Origin of the sequence: Dyella tabacisoli (genome assembly GCF_003350925.1) — a bacterium.
GTDB lineage: Bacteria > Pseudomonadota > Gammaproteobacteria > Xanthomonadales > Rhodanobacteraceae > Dyella_C > Dyella_C tabacisoli.
The window spans coordinates 199,569-218,051 of sequence record NZ_KZ857173.1; the positions used below are offsets into that span (position 1 = coordinate 199,569).

Genomic DNA, 18,483 nt, shown 5'->3' on the forward strand with positions numbered 1-18,483 from the left:
AGACAAGCGTGTAACGTCGTACAATTCGCGTTTTCGTTGGCCGGGCGGGATTTCCGCCGCGGCCTTATGCCTTTCGAGACGTGAGTTGAAACCGATGACTGATTCCACCCTGCGCCTGCCGGCCGAATGGGAGCCGCAGGCGGCTGTGTTGATCGCCTGGCCGCATGCCGAAACCGACTGGGCCGAGCGCCTGGCCGAGGTGGAGACCACTTATGTGGCCCTGGCTGCGGCAGTGACCCGCTTTCAGCCATTGATCGTGGTGGTTGCCGATGCCGCCCTGGGCGCGCATGCGCAAACCCTTATGCGGGCAGCCAAGGTCGACCTTTCGCGCGTGCGGTTTGTCGAGCTGCCTTATGACGACACCTGGCTGCGCGACTCCGGCCCGATCACGCTCAAAGCCGATGCCGTTACGTTCCAACTGACTGATTTCCGTTTCACCGGCTGGGGCGGCAAATTCGGTGCCGAACAAGACGATGCCTTGATTGGCGGGCTGGTAGACGCTGACGTGTTTAACCATGCCACCCACAAACGTGTCGATTGGGCGCTCGAAGGTGGCGGCATCGAAAGCGATGGTGAAGGGACCGTGCTGACGACCTGGCGTTGCCTGGTCCAACGCCATCCCGTGCAATCGCGCGAGGAAATGAGCACGATTCTGCGCGACAGCCTGCACGCTTCGCGCGTGCTATGGCTGGATTACGGTTATCTCGAAGGCGATGACACCGACGCGCATATCGATACCCTCGCCCGCTTCGCTCCGGGCGAACGCATCGTGTTCCAGGCTTGCGACGACGCCAGCGACCCGCACCACGACGAGTTGCAGCGCATGGCGGCCGAACTGGCTGCGCTGCGCACGGCCGACGGCCGCCCGTACCAACTTTATCCGCTGCCCTGGGCCCGGCCGATTGTCGATGAGAACCGCCGCCTAGCCGCCTCGTATGCGAACTACCTGATCGTCAACGGTGCCGTGCTGGTGCCGGCTTATGGCGATGTCGCCGATAACGAGGCCGCACGGATCATCGGCCAGGCTCATCCGGGCCGGGAGATCGTACAGGTACCGTGCCGTCCGCTGATCTGGCAAAACGGCAGCCTGCACTGCATCACCATGCAGTTGCCGGCCGGCGTGACCGCTTAAGCGGGTCCGCTACACTACGAACCCGCCGGCATGACAGACAGGAAACACGGCATGACCCGCAAGACTCTCAAGGTTGCGCTGCTGCAGGAAACCGACCGCGGCAGCCGTGACGCCAATCTGGACGCCATCGAAGCGGGCTTGCGCGAAGCAGCCGGCGCGGGCGCCGAGCTGGTGCTATTGCAAGAACTGCACAACGGGCCTTACTTCTGCCAGCACGAATCGGTGGATGAATTCGACCGTGCCGAACGCATTCCCGGCCCCAGCACCGAGCGCATCGGCCAGTTGGCTGCGGAACTCAAGCTGGTGGTGGTGGCTTCGTTGTTCGAAAAACGCGCAGCAGGCCTTTATCACAACACGGCCGTGGTCTTCGACCGTTCGGCCGCCATCGCCGGCAAGTATCGCAAGATGCATATCCCCGACGATCCGGCGTTCTACGAGAAGTTTTATTTCACTCCTGGCGATCTCGGCTTTGATCCTATCGACACATCGGTGGGCCGGCTTGGAGTGCTGGTGTGCTGGGACCAGTGGTATCCAGAAGCCGCTCGACTGATGGCACTGGCCGGCGCCGAACTGCTGCTTTACCCGACAGCGATCGGCTGGGACCCCAATGACGAGCAGGCCGAGAAAGATCGCCAGCGCGACGCCTGGGTCACCGTGCAGCGCGGCCATGCGGTCGCTAACGGCCTGCCCTTGCTGGCCTGCAACCGTACGGGGTACGAGCCCGATGTCGCCGGTGTCGGTGCGGGCATCCAGTTCTGGGGCAACAGCTTTGTAGCCGGCCCGCAAGGCGAGTTTCTGGCTCAGGCAGGCACCGATCAGCGTCAGTTGCTGCTGGCTGAGGTCGATATGGCGCGCAGCGAACATGTTCGGCGAATCTGGCCATTCCTGCGTGATCGCCGCATCGACGCTTACGCGGACCTGCTCAAGCGCTTCCGCGATTGAGCGCACGTGGCTGAACATCTTTCCGCCGCGTGGCTTGTGCCGTGCGGCGGCCATCCCCATGCTGGGGTTTCTCACGATCAATTGACCCGCGCATGAGTCTTTCCGACACCACCGACATCTTGCCGCCCGCCCTGCAGGGCCAACCGATCGAGCGGGTCGAACGCGATGGCGTGGAGTACGTGGTGCTCGGCACGGCACACGTGTCACGCAGCAGCGTCGAGGCGGTAGAGGCGCTACTCGCGCACGAACCCTTCGATGCGGTGGCGGTGGAGCTATGCGATAGCCGCGCGCAAGGCATGCGCGATCCCGAAGCGTTCAAGCAGATGGATTTGTTCCAGGTGATCCGCCAGGGCAAGGCCGGCATGGTCGCTGCCAGCCTGGTGCTGTCCACCTTCCAAAAGCGCCTGGCCGATCAATACGGCATCGAGCCCGGCGCCGAGATGAAGGCGGCGATGACAGGAGCCGAACTACGCCATGTACCGCTGTGGCTGATCGACCGCGAGGTCGGCACCACCCTGCGCCGCGCCTGGCATAGCGTGGGCTTCTGGCAGCGTTTTGGCTTGATGGGCGGTCTGATGGCCAGCGTGTTCGAGCGCGAGGCCATTGATGAAAAAGAGATCGAGAAACTCAAGCAAGGCGACATGCTCGAAAGCGCCTTTAGCGAATTCGCCACCGAATCGGCGCCGCTTTACCGCAGCCTGATCGCCGAGCGCGATGCGTTTATGGCCGCTCGTTTGCGTGAACAGGCGTCACGCGCGGATGCTGGCGGCAGTTTGCGCAAGGTTCTGGTGGTGATCGGCGCCGGCCATCTGAAAGGGCTGTGCGAACTGCTGCGCACACAACAGGATAATCCCGCCGGCAAGGTCGCGGAATTGGCGCAGATGCCGCCCAAGGCGCGTTGGCCCAAGTGGTTGGCGGTCGGCCTGGTACTCGCCGTGTTCGTGGCGATCGGCTTTGCTTTCCATCGCAATACCGCGCTCGGTGCGCAGGCGCTGCGCGACTGGGTGTTGTTCACCGGTGGCTTCGCCGCGCTCGGCGCGATCATTGCCGGTGGTCACCCGCTAAGTATCCTGGCGGCCTTTATTGCCGCACCGATCAAGCCGTTTCGCCCCGGCATTCCGTCAGGCGGCATCAGTGCCATGGTCGAGGCCTGGGTGCGTCGTCCACGCGTGGCTGATTTTGAGACCCTGCGCGACGACATCGTGCACTGGAGCGGCTGGTGGAAAAACCGCGTCGCTCGCACCTTGCTGAATTTTTTCCTGGTCTGCCTGGGCACGATCGTCGGCGAATACAGTGCCGGCATCCATATCTTCAAAAACCTGCTTTAGAAAAGTCTGCTTTGGCAGCGCTGGCCGACCCAGCGCTGGCGGCTACGGTTTCCTCAGCCCTTGGCGCACGACATCAAGCAACTGCTCGTCCTGGTCCAGGCTGTGCTCCCAGTACATCATGCCGCCCAGGTTGTTGGCTCTGACATAGGCCGCCTTGGCGCGCAGTGACTGCGGGTCGTCGTAGCTGACAAAGATGTGTTTATCGGCATTCCAAAGATACGGCGCCTGTGCCTGCTCGTCCCAGTAGCGCACATAACCGTTTTTGCCGCTGTCGTTGTCGCCGCCGTTATAGGTACCGACGTTATACGTAATGTAGTCGACCTTTAAGTCGTGCCACGAAGGTGCACCGACAAAGTGGGCGTATTTCTGCTGCATACCATCGTGTTGCGGATCGACATCACCGAAGGCTCGTCCATAAAAGGCCACGCCAAGCACGAGTTTGCGTGCAGGCACGCCGGCGGCAAGAAATTGTTGTACTGCTTTGTCCGCCGCGCGATCGTTGGCTGGAGCCAGTTTCGACAGATGCAAACCGGCATGATGGCCGGTACTTGGCGTCAATCCGTTGTGAAAGTCGTAAGTCATGAGGTTGATCCAGTCGAGTGAACGCGCCACACGCTTTAACTCGATGCCGGCTACAAACTCACTGTCCGCCGCTGCGATGGTCAGCAGGTAGTGTTTCCCGCCATGGGCTGCGCCAAGCTGGTCAAGGCGCTTACGCAATGTCTCAAGCAACAGACTGAAATGGCGCCGATCCTCTGGCTGATGACTGATGCCTGGACCGGCCAGCGTGGGGTATTCCCAATCGATGTCGATGCCATCCAGATCATGTTGATCTAGCAGATCGGCTGCGCTATCGGCAAAACGATGACGCTCGGTGTCGTCCCATGCAGCCTCTGAGAAATGATCGGCACCCCAGCCGCCGACTGAGGCCAGAATCTTCAATCGGGGATTGATCTTGCGCAGGGCCACCAAATCAGCCAGCGACTGGGTGGCGGTCGGGCTTTTCAGCTCGACGTTGCCCGCCGGGGTCAACGTAGCGAAAGCAAAATTGATCGCGTCGAGCTTGTTCGCGCTAATCGATGGCAGCGGCCGGGCATCGCCTACATAGCCAACGATACGATAGTCATGGCCCTGGTCTTTTGCTGCCTGTACGCCTCCCGAAATCAACACCAGACACAGGCCAAACAGTCGCGCGATGAACATCCAGCCACGGAAATAGCCGCTCTGGCCTCGCGTATTCAAACTGCCGCGCATCGCATACCTCGTTGTCGTAGCTGAGAAAGTCCGCTGCAGCGCCGGCCGATCGGCACCGCAAGATAAGCAATATTGTCCCTCCTTGGACGCAACCACTATACTTCTGCGACTTTTCACCATGTACCCGCCGGAATCGTGGGAATGATCTCGATGACTCGACTGCAATTGCTTGGCCTGTCCGTGGCCGCCGCTCTTCTCGCCACTGCCAGCGTGCATGCCGAGGGTGACAAGGCTATCGGACGCAAATTGATCTACACCTGCAATGGCTGCCACGGCGTAGTCGGTTACGAAAACGCTTATCCGCGTTATCCCGTACCGCGTCTCGCCGGACAGAACGAGCAGTACATCGTCAACGCACTACACGGCTACAAGAGTGGCGAGCGCACGCATCCCACCATGGTGGCGCAAGCGCAAAGCCTGTCCGACAAGGACACCGGCGACATCGCCGCTTATCTCTCCAGCCTGGCACCGACGGGACCGGCATTGTCCGATGCCGATAAAACCAAGCTGGACAAGGATCTCAAGCAAATCTCCGAAAACTCCCCGGGTGGCAAGAAGGCCGCCGCTTGCTTCGCCTGTCACGGCGCTGACGGTAATGCGATCGACCCGCAGTACCCACGCTTGGCCGGTCAATACAACATGTACCTGCAGCAGGCGTTGCACGAGTACAAGAGCGGCAAGCGCACTAACCCGATCATGAAAGGCTTTGTTGCCACGCTGTCCGATCAGGACATCGAAGACATCGCCGCGTACTACTCGACCCTGCCGGCCAAGCTCGACACGCCGACCAAACTCAGCACACTGAATGGGCATATTCAGGGCGATTGATAGCTATCGCCTGCTGATGCAAAAAGGCCCGCCTAGGCGGGCCTTTTTATGTTCGGCGACATCACCGTCAGGCCAAAGCCGACTTGCCTTCATGCTTGCTGTAATAGGGGTTGCTGCCGCCGGCATGGTCAGTGGCGTCGCGCACTTCGGTGATTTCCGGCACGCGTTCGCGCAAGGTCTTTTCCACGCCGTTCTTTAGCGTGACATCGACCATGCCGCAGCCGTGGCAACCACCACCAAACTGCAACACCACCACGCCCTCGGCACTGACTTCGAGCAGGCTGATACGACCACCGTGGGCGGCAATCTTCGGATTTACCTCAGCGTCTAATACATAACGCACCCGCTCGACCAAGCCAGCGTCCATGCCCGGTAATTCGCCCTTGATCCGCGGTGCGCGGATATTGAGCTGACCACCTGTGCTATTCGACTCGTAGTCAATGCTGGCGCCATCGAGCCAAGACGCGCTGTCGCCGTCGATATGAAAATTGAAGCCGCTGCATTCGATGGTCCATTCCCCACCGGTCAGCTCGTCCGGCTCGCAGAATTCCAGTTCGCAGTTCGCTGCCGGCGTACCCGGCGCGGTAACCCGCAGGCGGATGCCCTGCCCGTCAATAGCCTGTTGCGAGAGCAAGCGCAGAAAGTGCTGCTGCGCGCGTTCAGTGATGTCGATCATGTGGGCTCCAAATCCAGTCGCCGGATGCTCAAATGGAGCGCGGGCGAAACAGCACCATTTTAGTCCTGTTTTGTTGGCAATGCGCTGGTATTGAGATATCGGGCCTGACTTTGACTTTTGGCCTGACAACTTCGACGCTTGCGCCTTTGAATCGCTTTGGAGTCACGCATGAGCCACACCGAACTCGCCAGCCAGCATTGCCAACCGCGCAAAGGCAAGGAGCACGCGCTTGATGCAGCGCAAATCGCCGCGCTGTTGCAGCATTTACCGGGTTGGCAGTTGAGTGCTGACGGCAAGGCCATCGTCAAAGACTTCAAATTCGCCGATTTCCATCGCACGCTGGGCTTTATCAATGCCGTTGGCTTTATGGCGAATCATGAAGACCATCACCCTGACCTCGAAGCTGGCTACGGTCATTGCCATTTGCTGTGGTCGACCCATGACGTAGGCGGCCTTTCGCTGAACGACTTTATCTGCGCCGCGCGTGTTGAGGCATTGCTCGCGCGTTGAAGATGGACTCACGCCGCTTGCTCGCTGCTGTCAGCTTCGCGCTGACCATGGTCTTATTACTGCTGCTCATCCAGTCGCTGTCGGCCTGGATGACCCGCATGCAGTTGCAACAGGATGCAGCGCATACCTTGGCAACCCTGCGCAATGGTCAACCGCTATGGCAATGGCCGCTGCGTCAGCCCGGCGACTTGATCGCCAGCCGTGCCTTTGGTCAGGCGACCGTGGCACGCGATGGCGATCAGCTTCGTGTCACCAGCCTCGACGGTAGCCCCTACGACCTCGGCCTGCCGCTATCGCAGGCAGTGGATATTGTGCATTGGCCGCTGCTCCGCCTGCATGCTCAAAGCGATGCAAACGGGATACTCGGTCTGATCTGGCAGTCCGAGGATCAAGCCACATGTCTGAAAGTCGATGCTGCCACACTGTCGAAAGGCGCCAACGAGGTAACGCTCGACCTGCGTCAGCTACATGGCCAAACCACCACCGGAAGCGCATGTCCGCCCCCCGGTATCGCGACCTTGCTGCGCCTACACCCGCACCTGCCGGCAGGATCATCGCTGCGACTGAATAAGGCTGAATTGCTCGCGGACATCGCCCCGGCACTGCCTGACACGAGTTCCGCGGCGGCCAGCCTTACGCTCTCAAGTGACCTTGCAACAGCTCAGTCGCAAATCGCGCAATGGAGCAAGCAAGCGAACCCGCCTGCTGTTCCATGGATCCGCCTACCGGCCGATGCGCACGCCGAGACCTTGCTGGCTTTGCGCGACCAACTTCGACCGCACTGGCCCGCCGCGTTGATTGTGCCTGCCGGTGCGACATTGACTGCAAAGGCACGGGTAGCGCTGCCAATATGGACGAGTTGGGCACTATGCAGCGCCTACTTACTGCTACTGACCTGGTTTGCCCTGCGGCCATCTGCCGCATGGCCTGCCCGACCCTGGGTGGATCTGGCCTTGGTACTCACCGGTCCGCTGTGGCTGATCGGCGGGCTGCAATGGGGGCTGCACCTGTCGATCCCAGGCGTGATCGCTTTCGCTGCCGCCCTGCTTTACGCGATGCAAGCGGAGTTACGCCTGCGTCCATGGTCATGGCAATGGCTGGGGCATCACTGGGGCGATTGGCTCTGGCCACTGGCGTTGGTACCCATGGCGATCGGCCTTTGGCTGTTATTCGGCCACGATGCCGTCCATCCCGGATTACGACATGCCATGACCTATGTCGGCTGGGCCTGCTTGCAACAATGGCTGATGCTGGCCGTGGTATCGCGACGGCTGGAGCAGTTACGTTGGCCGCGGGCGGCTCAAGTGGTGGTTATCGCCAGTCTATTCGCCCTGCTCCACACCCCCAACGGCATGCTTATGCAGCTATGCCTGTTGGCGGAGCTATGGTGGGCATGGTGCTTTCTGCGCTCACGTTGCCTGCTGCCGATCGCCATGGCGCACGCGAGCTGCGCGCTCATCGTCGAAAGTGGACTAACCGGCGATCTGCTTCGCTCTTTAGAAATCAGTGCGCGATTTTTCCTGTAGATAGCGCAGCCTTTTTCCTTTTACAGCAAGCACATCCAAGAAATCCTTCAAGTCATCTGGCAAGGGCGCCGAAAAACTGTATGAGCGGCCGTCCAGCTCGAAACTCATATGCGACGCATGCAAAAACAGCCGCTGCAGACCCATATCGCGGAATCGCTTATTCATTTCGCGATCGCCGTACTTGGGATCACCGGCAATCGGATGACCGATATGCGCTGCGTGCACGCGAATTTGATGGGTACGGCCGGTACCTAATGCCGCATGCATCAAGCGGGCGCCCGGATATTGCTCCGCCTCACGGAAAAAAGTGAGCGATGGCTTGCCGTTATCGGACACTCTTACCATCCGTTCTCCACCCTGCATGATCGATTTCTGCAAGGGCACGTTAACGTCGAACTTCGCTTTGGACGGATGCCCCACCATCAGGCACAGATACTCTTTGGTCACGGTGCCGGCGCGGATTTCGGCCTGCAAGCCAATCAGGCCGGCGCGGGTACGGGCAAATACCAGCACCCCGCTGGTATCGCGATCAAGCCGATGCACCAGTTCCAGATGCTCATTGGGGCGGGCCGCACGTAATAGCTCAATGGCACCATGGCTGACGCCACTGCCGCCATGACTGGCAATGCCCGACGGCTTGTCGATCACCAAGAAGTGCTTGTCTTCGAAGATCACCGCATCGGCGACCGAGGCCATCATGCCGCTTGGCGCGCCTTGGTCGGCGGGGCGTTCAGCCACGCGAACCGGTGGAATACGCAGCATATCACCGGCGACGAGACGGGTATCGGGCTTGGCGCGCTTGCCATTGACCCGCACCTGACCCGTGCGCAATATCCGATAAATCATGCTTTTCGGCACACCTTTGAGCATGGTCATCAGCGCATTGTCGATGCGCTGACCGTCCCGCTCGGGGCCGATCTCTACTTGACGCACTCCGTGAGGTGCATCGTGGGAAGTTACCGTCTGCATTGAAAAAAACCTGGCGAAATAGGATACTCGGCCGGCGCTACGCCCTGCCCGTTAATGTTCGGATGGGGCGGGATGCCCGCCCGTGACGTCGGCGAGGATAGCCCCGGGAGCCTCCCAGGCAACCGGTCGCTGCTCCCTTTCATCGTAACGGTTCGGATTGTCGTTGTCCGGTATCAATGGGTACTGGGACGGCAGGCGCAATGCCACGAATAACCCCGACACCAGAAAACGGTGCCGTACTATGCCGCTCTACCGCAGCGGCGCAATCCTCGGCAGGCCGCCCCAACGGCGCCACCGCGGCACGCGACGCGCGGCAAGCCGAGGAAAAATTACAATGAAACGCATGTTGATCAACGCAACTCAGCGTGAAGAGTTGCGTGTGGCCATTGTTGATGGCCAAACTCTTTACGACCTTGATATTGAAATACCCTCCCGCGAGCAGAAAAAAGCCAATATTTACAAAGGCCGCATCACTCGCGTCGAAGCCTCCCTCGAGGCCTGCTTCATCGACTACGGTGCAGAACGCCACGGCTTTCTTCCGCTGAAGGAAATCGCCCGCGAATACTTCGTGCCGGGCCTGGACCCCAACAAAGCCAACATCCGCGAGCTGCTCAAGGAAGGGCAAGAAGTCGTCGTACAGGTTGAGAAAGAAGAGCGCGGCAACAAAGGCGCTGCGCTGACGACGTTCATCAGCCTTGCCGGCCGCTACATGGTGCTGATGCCGAACAACCCCAAAGCCGGCGGCGTTTCGCGCCGTATCGAGGGCGAAGACCGGCAGGCGCTCAAAGAAGCGCTCGACCACCTTACCGTTCCCGACGATGTCGGCCTGATCGTGCGCACCGCCGGCATGGGGCGCGACGCCGAAGAGCTGCAGTGGGATCTGGATTACCTGCTGCAATTGTGGAAATCGATCTCCGCCGCGGCGGGCTCGCAGAAGGCACCGTTCCTGATCTACCAGGAATCGAAGCTGTTTATCCGTGCCCTGCGCGACTACCTGCGTAACGACATCGGCGAGATCCTGATCGACGAGGAGTCGTTGTTCAACGATGCCCGCGAGTTCGTTCAGCAGGTCATGCCCAACGCGCTGCGCAAGCTGAAGCTGTACAAAGACGACACCCCGTTGTTCTCGCGCTACCAGATCGAAACACAGATCGAAAGCGCGTTCGATCGCCAGGTTCGCCTGCCCTCCGGCGGCTCGATCGTGATCGACCAGACCGAGGCGTTGACCGCCGTCGATGTCAATTCGTCCAAAGCGACCAAGGGCGGCGACATCGAAGAAACCGCCTTCAATACCAACTGTGAAGCCGCCGTCGAGCTGGCCCGCCAGTTGCGCATCCGCGATGCCGGCGGCCTGATCGTGATCGATTTCATCGACATGGACAGCCCCAAACATCAGCGCGAAGTCGAAGAGCGCCTGAAAGATGCCTTGAAGCTGGATCGCGCGCGCGTTCAGGTGGGCCGTATCTCGCGCTTCGGCCTACTGGAGATGTCACGCCAACGCCTGCGCCCGTCCCTGGGTGAAGCCACCGAAATCGTCTGCCCTCGCTGCGAAGGCCACGGCCATATTCGCGGCGTGGAGTCGTTGTCGCTGTCGACCCTGCGCCTGATCGAAGAACACGCCATGAAGGACAACACCGGCCAAGTGCTGGTGCAGGCCCCGCCGACCGTGGCGAACTTCATGCTCAACGAAAAGCGCGCCAGCGTGGTCGAGATTGAACTGCGCAATAAGGTGCATGTGGTTATCGTGGCGGACGACAAGCTCGAAACGCCGCACATCGAGATCCAGCGCATCCGCGAAGTCGACATGGGTGAGCACAGCAAGCCCAGTTACGAACGCCTCACGGCCGTCGAAGCCACAGGTGTGCCGAAAATGGGGCAGGCCCTAGGCAGCGGCGAGCAACCGGCGGTCAGCGGCATCGTGCCGGCCACGCCTGCACCGGTTCGTGAAGAGACCGCGGCAACGACCGCTGCTCAGCAGACCGGATCGCGTCGCTCAGCGGCCTCTCCCGCCCCCACTGGCGGTGTGATCTCGCGCCTGCTTGGCTGGTTCCGTGGCAGTGCCGCACCCGAGACCGTAGCCCCCCCCACATCGACCCGGCGCGAAGAATCCAGCTCGAACGCTCGCGGCAATCGTCGCGACGAGCGTGGCCGCCCGGCCCAGGGCAATGCCGGGCGCCAGCAGTCCTCGCGTCGCGAACAGCCACAGCAACAAGGTGCTACCGCGAAAACTGCACAACCAGCCGCGAAAAATCCGCGCCAACGCGGAAATGAGCAGGCACAGCAGCGTCAGCAGCAACAGCCAGCCAACGCCAAGCAAGAACGTCAGCCCAAAGCTGTCGCCGAAAACTCGGCCATGCCGACCGAGCGCAAGCAGGCGCAAGTACAACAGCCGAAGCAGGAGCGCACACCGCGCCCGGCACAAGGCGAACGCCCTGCAGCCGCCCTGCCCGCCGAGGCCGCCAAAGAAGCTCAAGTTGCCAAGCCACTGCTCGAAAACGGTGCGCCTGAGACGGATATCGTGATGGAAAGCGATGGCGCGCAGTCGCGTCGCCGCCGTGGTCGTCGCGGTGGCCGCCGCCGTCGCCGCCAAGAGGATGGCGCCCTGGATCAGGTCAGCAGCAACGCCCAGCATGATGCCGGCGCCAATGGCTTTGATCTCGATGATGAGGATCGTGACCAGGCCGGCAAGCAGCGTCAGGCCGCATCCAAGCCTGCGCAGGCCAGCGAATCCATTAGTCCAGTCGCAAATACGATGCCTGCCGAAGCCATCGCCGCAGGTGCGGTCGTGGGCGCAGTAGCCACCGAGGCGGTCGCCATCGCAGCGAAAACAGAGCATGTCGAGCCGGCGAGTCAGCCACTGCTCGATACTCACCCGCGTCAGGCGGCGCCGGCTAGCGCCGAGCGTTCCGTTGTCGATCGCCCAACCGTTGTCGAAAGACCCGCGCTTGCTGATCGCCTCCCTCCGGTCACACCGCCTGAAGTGAGCACGCCAGCTCCGGCACCGGTTACGTTCAATCTGCCGGTACTGCCGCCGATTCCGACGATGCCGGCAGCTACCGAGGTCCAGCAGCAAGTCACTGCACATGTTGAAGCGCCACGCGTTGAAATACCGCCGGTAACCAACGTGGTAAAGCTGCCTGAGATCACAGCTATTCCATCGCCACCGACTCACATCGAAGTCGCTGTTGTCAGCCCGGCCGCGGCGAGCGTCACGAATGAGCCCGCGGCAGTAACCATAGCTACGCCGGAACATCAGGCCGAGCCCGTTCGCGCCACTGAAGAACTGCCCGAGGTGGTGAAACCGGCCGTAGAGGCGCCGTCAATGGAAGCTCCACCAGTGACTGCTCCAAGCCCGCTCGTACCAGCGACTGAACCTGCACCGATTGAACTAGCACCGATTGAACCAGCACCTGTCGTAGCACTACCAAAACAGGGCGACTTGCTTGCGCAACCTCACCATGAGCCAAAACCGATCGCTACTGACGCGCCGGACCACAGCACATCGGATGACAGCGCGCTGGATGAAAAAAGGGCCGACAAGAGCAATTAACGACCCAGCCCCATAAGGGCATCTCGCAAAATGAAAAAGCCGGACATTGAGTCCGGCTTTTTCGTTTATGCCATATGCCGGCCGACTCAGCTACCGATCCGATTATTATGGGAATCGAGCAAGCCATGCACCGTCATCAGGTGCGCAAGACTGACCAGGTGATCGACCTGGAGCTTTTCCATCAATCGCTGTTTATAAGTCGACACCGTTTTTGGGCTGAGACTTAATTGCTCGCCGATCGAGGTCAGCGGCTTGCCGCGAACCAACATCATCGCGACCTCCAACTCCCTGCTCGACAACGAATCAAACGGCGATTGCTCGCCTTCAAGCGTCGACAAGGCCAACTGCTGCGCGACAGCCGGCGCAAGATAGCGCCGCCCTTTGGCCACCTGCCGCACCGCATTCAACAGCTCTTCTGCGTTGCAGCCTTTCGTGAGATAGCCAAAGGCGCCTGCTTCGAGCAGACGCTTGGGAAAACGCGCATCGTCCACGATAGTCACGATGATGATGCGTGTCTTCATGAGCTTGGAACGGTCGACACGTTCAGTCAATTCGATGCCGCTCATGCCTGGCATATGCACATCGACTAACGCGATATCCGGCTTCAACGTACGAATCAGCTTCAGCCCATCCTCGGCTGTTCCCGCCTCACCGCTCACAGTCATATCCGGCTGCTGTTGCAGAATCATTCTGAAGCCGGTGCGGACTAATTCGTGATCGTCAATCAGTACGAGATTGATCACGTTGCTCCCTCCCTGGGTTAGGTACGTCGAACTTAGGCTTTGCGCCGTGTCATTGCAAGCATCAACCGATGGCGATCTCATGGCGAAATATAAACTCGAAGAATGGTCAGACACGGCATGGCGTTATGCCCGGCAAACGAACATGGCTTTTCGTTGCCCTCAAGTGCACAAGCGACTCGGCAGCACATGTTAAGATACGCGTTCGCGTTGTGACGAGGTAGATAAGCCCCACGCGCTTGACCATCCGCCCGGATGGCGAAATTGGTAGACGCAAGGGACTTAAAATCCCTCACCCGCGAGGGTATGCCGGTTCGATTCCGGCTCCGGGCACCATCGTTTCAATCAGTCATAGACGCCCAGATGCCAGGGGCGGATCGCCGCGCAAAAGTCGCCGCTCCGCTAAGACTGCCCCATGCCGAGCAGACAACAAAAAACCCGCTTTTCAGCGGGTTTTTCACTATAAGCGATGGAGGCCCAGGTCGGAATCGAACCGGCGTACGCGGCTTTGCAGGCCGCTGCATGACCACTCTGCCACCGGGCCATCGCGCGTAAATCCTACCCCAAGTGGCGTGGGATTCACTTAAAAAACAAAACCCCGGATTGCCGAGGTTTCGTGAAACTGGAGCGGGAAACGAGACTCGAACTCGCGACCCCGACCTTGGCAAGGTCGTGCTCTACCAACTGAGCTATTCCCGCATCGGAGCCGTCAATCATAGCAGAACCAGCTCCGTTGTGAATAGCTTCAACGAGCTTTTTGGCAACTGGAACAATCGACGGTTGAACTTGAATAAGTGTAGAAAAAGCAAAGCCCCGCAGATGATCGGGGCTTTGTTTTGAACCTGGAGCGGGAAACGAGACTCGAACTCGCGACCCCGACCTTGGCAAGGTCGTGCTCTACCAACTGAGCTATTCCCGCATTGGAGTCGCGCATTTTAGCGAGTAAATGCGGCCCGTCAAGCTTTTGTCATACGTCTATTCATGCATCGCGTTCGACCGAATCCTCCAACGGCTCGGCATCACGCAACATCGGCCAGGCCGCCCGCAGATAGTGCAAGCCAGACCAGATGGTCAGCACGCCGGCAATAACCAGCAGTACCTCGCCCACGTGATAAAGGCGCAGGGCTTCGGCATCGTGCTGCACGATCAGCACCACCAGCGCGATCATTTGCATCACCGTTTTGAGCTTGCCGATGAAGGCCACCTTGATCGTGGCGCGCATACCGATATTAGCCATCCATTCGCGCAATGCCGAAATGCTGATCTCGCGTCCGACAATCACCGCGGCAGTTACCGCCATCACGATGCCGGGCCAGCCACCACGGTGCGACTCCACCAATAGAAACAGCGTTACCGCGACCATGAGCTTGTCTGCCACCGGATCGAGGAACGCACCAAAAGCGGAGGTCAGGTTGAGCCGGCGCGCCAGATAACCATCGAACCAGTCAGTGATCGCCGCCAGCACAAAGACGATTGCGGCGGTGATGTTATGGCCATGAAAAGGCAGGTAGTACACCACCACCATGACGGGCAGCAACGCCACGCGAAATATGGTTAACCAGGTTGGCAGGTTGATGCGCATCGGTGGGATCGGGCTCATAGGTTCCGGCTCATGAGCGCAGTGTCGCATGCGTTCGTGTCACCGTTGTTGTCGACTGAGTTTTTAGAGCCTGTTTACGGTCACTTAGTGGCCCTCGCCGAGAGCTGTTTGCGCGCAGGATAAGAAAGAACGAAAAAGTGTACGTCGGCACACCACTGAGTGATGACGCAGTCATACAGGCAAACAGCCCCGGCCCGAAGGGTTGCGCCGCGACCGCCATGCGCCAGCGCGCAACGTGACCTGACAGCCAGCCAGGCGCTGCACCACGCACCGCCACCAGACGTCCATAGCAGCTCAACGCGGACCACCCAGAGATCATAAACAGGCCCTCAGGCGTGCAATACGGCATAGATGCGTTCGGCCAGGCCGCGATCAATCCCTTTGACCCGCATTAATTCTTCGATACCGGCGGCCTCCACCCCGGCCAAGCCACCGAAAGCCTTCAGCAAGGCCGAGCGGCGGCGCGCACCGATGCCAGGCACATCCTCCAGCACGCTGCGCTCTCGGGCCTTTTCACGCCGCTTACGATGCCCACTGATGGCGAAGCGATGCGCTTCGTCACGGACCGCCGCAACCAGATGCAGTGCCGGCGATGCCGGCCCTGGATGCAGATTACGGCCAGAATCGGCCAGAATCAGGGTTTCCTCGCCGGCCCGCCGGCCTGGCCCCTTAGCCACGCCGATGACCTGAATGCCGACAACGCCTAGCTCGTTCAGCACATCCAGCGCTTGGGCAACCTGGCCGCTACCGCCATCGATCAGCAGGATATCCGGGCGGGCACCCTCGCCTTCCGCCAGTTTGCGAAACCGCCGGGTAAGCGCCTGATGCATGGCGGCGTAGTCATCACCCGGCGTAATGCCGGCAATATTGAAACGGCGGTAATGCGACTTTTCGGGCCCTTCCGGGCCAAATACCACGCATGAAGCCACCGTGGCCTCGCCCATGGTGTGGCTGATATCGAAACATTCGATGCGACGCGGCGATTCGTCCAGCTCAAGCAATTTCTGTAGATCGTCGAAACGTGCGCCCAGTGTCTGCCGGCTGGCCAGACGCGCGGTAAGCGAGGCTTGCGCATTACGTTCAGCCATTTGCAGAAAGCGCGCGCGTTCACCGCGGACCCGCGCCTTGATCTCCACACTGCGCCCGGACTGCTGGGTCAGTAATTCGGCCAGGATGGCCTCGTCGGCCAACTCCTCGCCGAGAATCAATTCGCGCGGCACGGGACGGTCGAGGTAATACTGCGCGATGAACTGCGTCAGTAGGTCGGCGGGCTCGGCATCCAGCGGTAACCGCGGAAAGAAGTCGCGGGTGCCGAGGCTGATGCCGTTGCGGAAAAAAAGCACACTGACGCAGGCCAGGCCAGACTCGATGCGACAAGCAATCACATCCATGTCGGCACTCGCACCCTGCACATGATGCTGCGCTTGCAGTTGGCGCAATGCGGCGACCTGGTCGCGGATGGCCGCCGCGCGCTCAAACGCCAATGCCTTGCTGGCCTCGTCCATCGCGCCAGCCAATTCATCGATCACCACACTGCTGCGGCCATCGAGAAACATCTCAGCGTGACGCACGTCAGAGCGGTAGTCATCCACCGTAATCAGCTTCACGCAGGGTGCGCTGCAGCGACCGATCTGGTGCTGCAGGCAGGGGCGTGAGCGGTTGCGGAAATAGCTATCCTCGCACTGGCGCACCTTGAACAATTTCTGCATCAAATTGAGGCTTTCACGCACGGCAAACGTACTTGGATACGGCCCGAAGAAACGCCCAGGCAAATGACGCGCACCACGATGAAAAGCTAGTCGTGGATAGTCCTCACCGCCGGACAGGTAGATGTACGGATAGCTTTTGTCATCACGCAGCAAAATGTTGTAGCGCGGCTTGAGCGACTTGATGAGCTGCGATTCCAGCAGCAACGCCTCGCCTTCGGTACGCGTCACGGTGATATCGACACGCGCGATCTGCGCCACCATCGCGGCTATTCGCGGCTCCATCCGCGGCTTCAGAAAGTAGCTGCCGACACGTTTCTTGAGGTTGCCTGCCTTACCCACGTACAACAATTCGCCGGCATCGTCGAAATAGCGATAAACACCAGGCGAGGAGGTCAGGGTTCGGACAAAAGACTTGCCGTCGAAAGCTTGCTGCGGAATGAGTTGCATAAGGCAATTTTAGCCGGTTTGCACCGACGGCATGTCATGCCCGTAGGCGTTTGATAAGACCCGAAACACCGCGCTCGGCCAGGACCACAGCCTGAGCGAAACCCTCGCCCGGACCATCATAGGGATCGGGAAATTCCAACGGTGGTGCCGCGCCGGTCCAGTCAAGAAACAGCGCCAACGTTGCCGTCGCTCGCACTCCCGGCAAACGGCGTACTTCGCGCAGATTGTCGTGATCCATGACCAACACAAGATCGTACGTACTGAGGTCATCCTTACGAACTTGCCTGGCGCGATGATGCGCGAGGTCATACCCTTTCGCTGCTGCGGCAACACACATGCGGGGATCGGCACCTTTACTCACATGCCAGGCTCCAGTGCCACAGGAAGCGACCGCCACATCAAGGCCAGCCTCGGCCAGATGCTTGCGCGCAACAACCTCGACCAGGGGCGAACGGCAAATATTTCCCAGACAGACGAACAGTATTCGCTGCATGTTTAAATCTGCGCCCGCAGCCACCGCTCGGCACGCTCCAGATCGCCGAGGGTATCGATGCCAGGCGGAAAAGGCTCGGGAGACAGACGCACGGCGATCGCGTAGCCATGCTCAAGCACGCGTAGCTGTTCGAGCGATTCGGCCTGCTCGAGCGGTGTGCGACCAAGGCCGGCATAACGTTTGAGGAACCCGGCGCGATAGGCGTAGATGCCGATATGCCGCAAGAACGGCATTTCAGCCGGCAATGAATCGCGACTACTCAAAAAGGCATCGCGTGCCCATGGCAAAGGGGCGCGACTGAAATACAAAGCCCGACCGTTTGCCGCCCGCACGAGCTTAACCACGTTCGGATCGAACAATTCATGCGCATCGATGATCTCGGTGGCCAAAGTAGCCACCGGCGCATCATCCTCGGCCAAAGCAAGCGCCACTTCGCGGATACCGGCGGCAGGCGCAAAGGGCTCGTCACCTTGCAGATTCACCACGATGGTGTCGTCAGCCCAACCGTAATGCGCCGCACATTCGGCCAGACGATCGCTGCCTGAAGCGTGGTCACTGCGGGTCATGCAGACGTCGACGCCCTGCCCCGCCAGCGCATCGGCAATACGTGGATCATCCACCGCCACCACGACTTGCATGGCACCGGCCTGCAAGGCGCGCCGAGCTACCCGCACCACCATAGGCACGCCATCAATCTCGCGCAGCGGCTTGGCCGATAGCCGGGTCGAACCGTAACGCGCGGGAATGGCAACGATAAAGGGCAGTGACGTGTGAGACAT

At 60.3% G+C, this 18,483-nt stretch carries 15 protein-coding genes, 4 tRNA genes and 2 pseudogenes; 10 read left to right on the top strand and 11 right to left on the bottom strand.

Going from position 1 to position 18,483, the window contains the following annotated elements; translation table 11 throughout:
- The first annotated feature begins 94 nt into the window (after window positions 1-94).
- From DVJ77_RS00580 to DVJ77_RS00590, 3 genes are all read left to right on the top strand, one after another.
- Window positions 95-1,132, top strand: coding sequence for an agmatine deiminase family protein (locus tag DVJ77_RS00580; RefSeq protein WP_114843534.1), 1,038 nt, complete (start codon window positions 95-97; stop codon window positions 1,130-1,132).
- Between the two features lie 51 nt (window positions 1,133-1,183).
- Window positions 1,184-2,074 (top strand): carbon-nitrogen hydrolase, encoded by an 891-nt coding sequence (locus tag DVJ77_RS00585; protein WP_114843535.1) that lies wholly within the window; start codon window positions 1,184-1,186, stop codon window positions 2,072-2,074.
- Window positions 2,075-2,166: 92 nt separating this feature from the next.
- Entirely contained in the window at window positions 2,167-3,402 is a 1,236-nt protein-coding gene (locus DVJ77_RS00590) for a TraB/GumN family protein (protein WP_114843536.1), read from the top strand.
- Window positions 3,403-3,444: 42 nt separating this feature from the next.
- Here DVJ77_RS00590 and DVJ77_RS00595 read toward each other — a convergent pair whose 3' ends face one another.
- The gene (locus DVJ77_RS00595; RefSeq protein WP_162791307.1) at window positions 3,445-4,656 is read right to left on the bottom strand and encodes a glycoside hydrolase family 18 protein; all 1,212 of its coding nucleotides are present in this window, start codon (window positions 4,654-4,656) and stop codon (window positions 3,445-3,447) included.
- A 150-nt stretch (window positions 4,657-4,806) separates the two neighbouring features.
- On the opposite strand from DVJ77_RS00595, the pseudogene DVJ77_RS21340 reads away from it, so the two are divergent.
- Both DVJ77_RS21340 and DVJ77_RS21345 read left to right on the top strand, forming a co-directional pair.
- Window positions 4,807-5,124: pseudogene (locus DVJ77_RS21340) on the top strand (c-type cytochrome); the annotation flags it as partial.
- Window positions 5,125-5,202: 78 nt separating this feature from the next.
- Window positions 5,203-5,484, top strand: a pseudogene (locus tag DVJ77_RS21345) (c-type cytochrome); the annotation flags it as partial.
- A gap of 67 nt (window positions 5,485-5,551) precedes the next feature.
- Here the strand turns inward: DVJ77_RS21345 and DVJ77_RS00605 are convergent.
- A complete protein-coding gene (locus DVJ77_RS00605; RefSeq protein ID WP_114843538.1) occupies window positions 5,552-6,160 on the bottom strand; it encodes an NfuA family Fe-S biogenesis protein in 609 nt (202 codons plus the stop codon).
- Window positions 6,161-6,328: 168 nt separating this feature from the next.
- On the opposite strand from DVJ77_RS00605, the gene DVJ77_RS00610 reads away from it, so the two are divergent.
- Together DVJ77_RS00610 and DVJ77_RS00615 are read left to right on the top strand one after the other, a co-directional pair.
- Complete coding sequence (locus DVJ77_RS00610) at window positions 6,329-6,670, top strand: 4a-hydroxytetrahydrobiopterin dehydratase (RefSeq protein ID WP_114843539.1); 342 nt, start codon at window positions 6,329-6,331, stop codon at window positions 6,668-6,670.
- A gap of 2 nt (window positions 6,671-6,672) precedes the next feature.
- Complete coding sequence (locus DVJ77_RS00615) at window positions 6,673-8,196, top strand: CPBP family intramembrane glutamic endopeptidase (protein ID WP_114843540.1); 1,524 nt, start codon at window positions 6,673-6,675, stop codon at window positions 8,194-8,196.
- Here the strand turns inward: DVJ77_RS00615 and DVJ77_RS00620 are convergent.
- Window positions 8,167-9,165 (bottom strand): RluA family pseudouridine synthase, encoded by a 999-nt coding sequence (locus tag DVJ77_RS00620; RefSeq protein ID WP_114843541.1) that lies wholly within the window; start codon window positions 9,163-9,165, stop codon window positions 8,167-8,169. The two genes, DVJ77_RS00615 and DVJ77_RS00620, sit on opposite strands and share 30 nt — an antisense overlap.
- Window positions 9,166-9,365: 200 nt before the next feature.
- On the opposite strand from DVJ77_RS00620, the gene DVJ77_RS20975 reads away from it, so the two are divergent.
- The gene (locus DVJ77_RS20975; RefSeq protein WP_162791308.1) at window positions 9,366-9,503 is read left to right on the top strand and encodes a hypothetical protein; all 138 of its coding nucleotides are present in this window, start codon (window positions 9,366-9,368) and stop codon (window positions 9,501-9,503) included.
- Entirely contained in the window at window positions 9,500-12,715 is a 3,216-nt protein-coding gene (locus DVJ77_RS00625) for an Rne/Rng family ribonuclease (RefSeq protein ID WP_114843542.1), read from the top strand. Before DVJ77_RS20975 ends, DVJ77_RS00625 begins: the two co-directional genes overlap by 4 nt.
- 86 nt (window positions 12,716-12,801) lie before the next feature.
- Here the strand turns inward: DVJ77_RS00625 and DVJ77_RS00630 are convergent, their stop codons facing one another.
- Window positions 12,802-13,458 carry a response regulator gene (locus DVJ77_RS00630; protein ID WP_114843543.1) on the bottom strand — a complete coding sequence of 219 codons (657 nt, stop codon included), beginning with the start codon at window positions 13,456-13,458 and terminating at the stop codon, window positions 12,802-12,804.
- Between the two features lie 246 nt (window positions 13,459-13,704).
- On the opposite strand from DVJ77_RS00630, the gene DVJ77_RS00635 reads away from it, so the two are divergent.
- Window positions 13,705-13,791: transfer RNA gene (locus tag DVJ77_RS00635), tRNA-Leu, on the top strand.
- Between the two features lie 134 nt (window positions 13,792-13,925).
- On the opposite strand, the gene DVJ77_RS00640 is transcribed toward DVJ77_RS00635, so the two are convergent.
- The 7 genes from DVJ77_RS00640 to kdsB form a co-directional block, all read right to left on the bottom strand.
- A tRNA-Cys gene (locus DVJ77_RS00640) sits at window positions 13,926-13,999 on the bottom strand.
- Window positions 14,000-14,078: 79 nt separating this feature from the next.
- A tRNA-Gly gene (locus tag DVJ77_RS00645) sits at window positions 14,079-14,154 on the bottom strand.
- 144 nt (window positions 14,155-14,298) lie between these two features.
- Window positions 14,299-14,374: transfer RNA gene (locus DVJ77_RS00650), tRNA-Gly, on the bottom strand.
- 60 nt (window positions 14,375-14,434) lie between these two features.
- Window positions 14,435-15,037: a CDP-diacylglycerol--glycerol-3-phosphate 3-phosphatidyltransferase gene (gene pgsA / locus DVJ77_RS00655; RefSeq protein ID WP_114844175.1), complete on the bottom strand. Its 603-nt coding sequence runs from the start codon at window positions 15,035-15,037 to the stop codon at window positions 14,435-14,437.
- 347 nt (window positions 15,038-15,384) lie between these two features.
- The gene (gene uvrC / locus DVJ77_RS00660; RefSeq protein ID WP_114843544.1) at window positions 15,385-17,211 is read right to left on the bottom strand and encodes an excinuclease ABC subunit UvrC; all 1,827 of its coding nucleotides are present in this window, start codon (window positions 17,209-17,211) and stop codon (window positions 15,385-15,387) included.
- 34 nt (window positions 17,212-17,245) lie between these two features.
- A complete protein-coding gene (locus DVJ77_RS00665; protein WP_114843545.1) occupies window positions 17,246-17,704 on the bottom strand; it encodes a low molecular weight protein-tyrosine-phosphatase in 459 nt (152 codons plus the stop codon).
- A gap of 2 nt (window positions 17,705-17,706) precedes the next feature.
- Window positions 17,707-18,483, bottom strand: a complete 777-nt coding sequence (kdsB, locus tag DVJ77_RS00670) for a 3-deoxy-manno-octulosonate cytidylyltransferase (protein ID WP_114843546.1) — start codon at window positions 18,481-18,483, stop codon at window positions 17,707-17,709.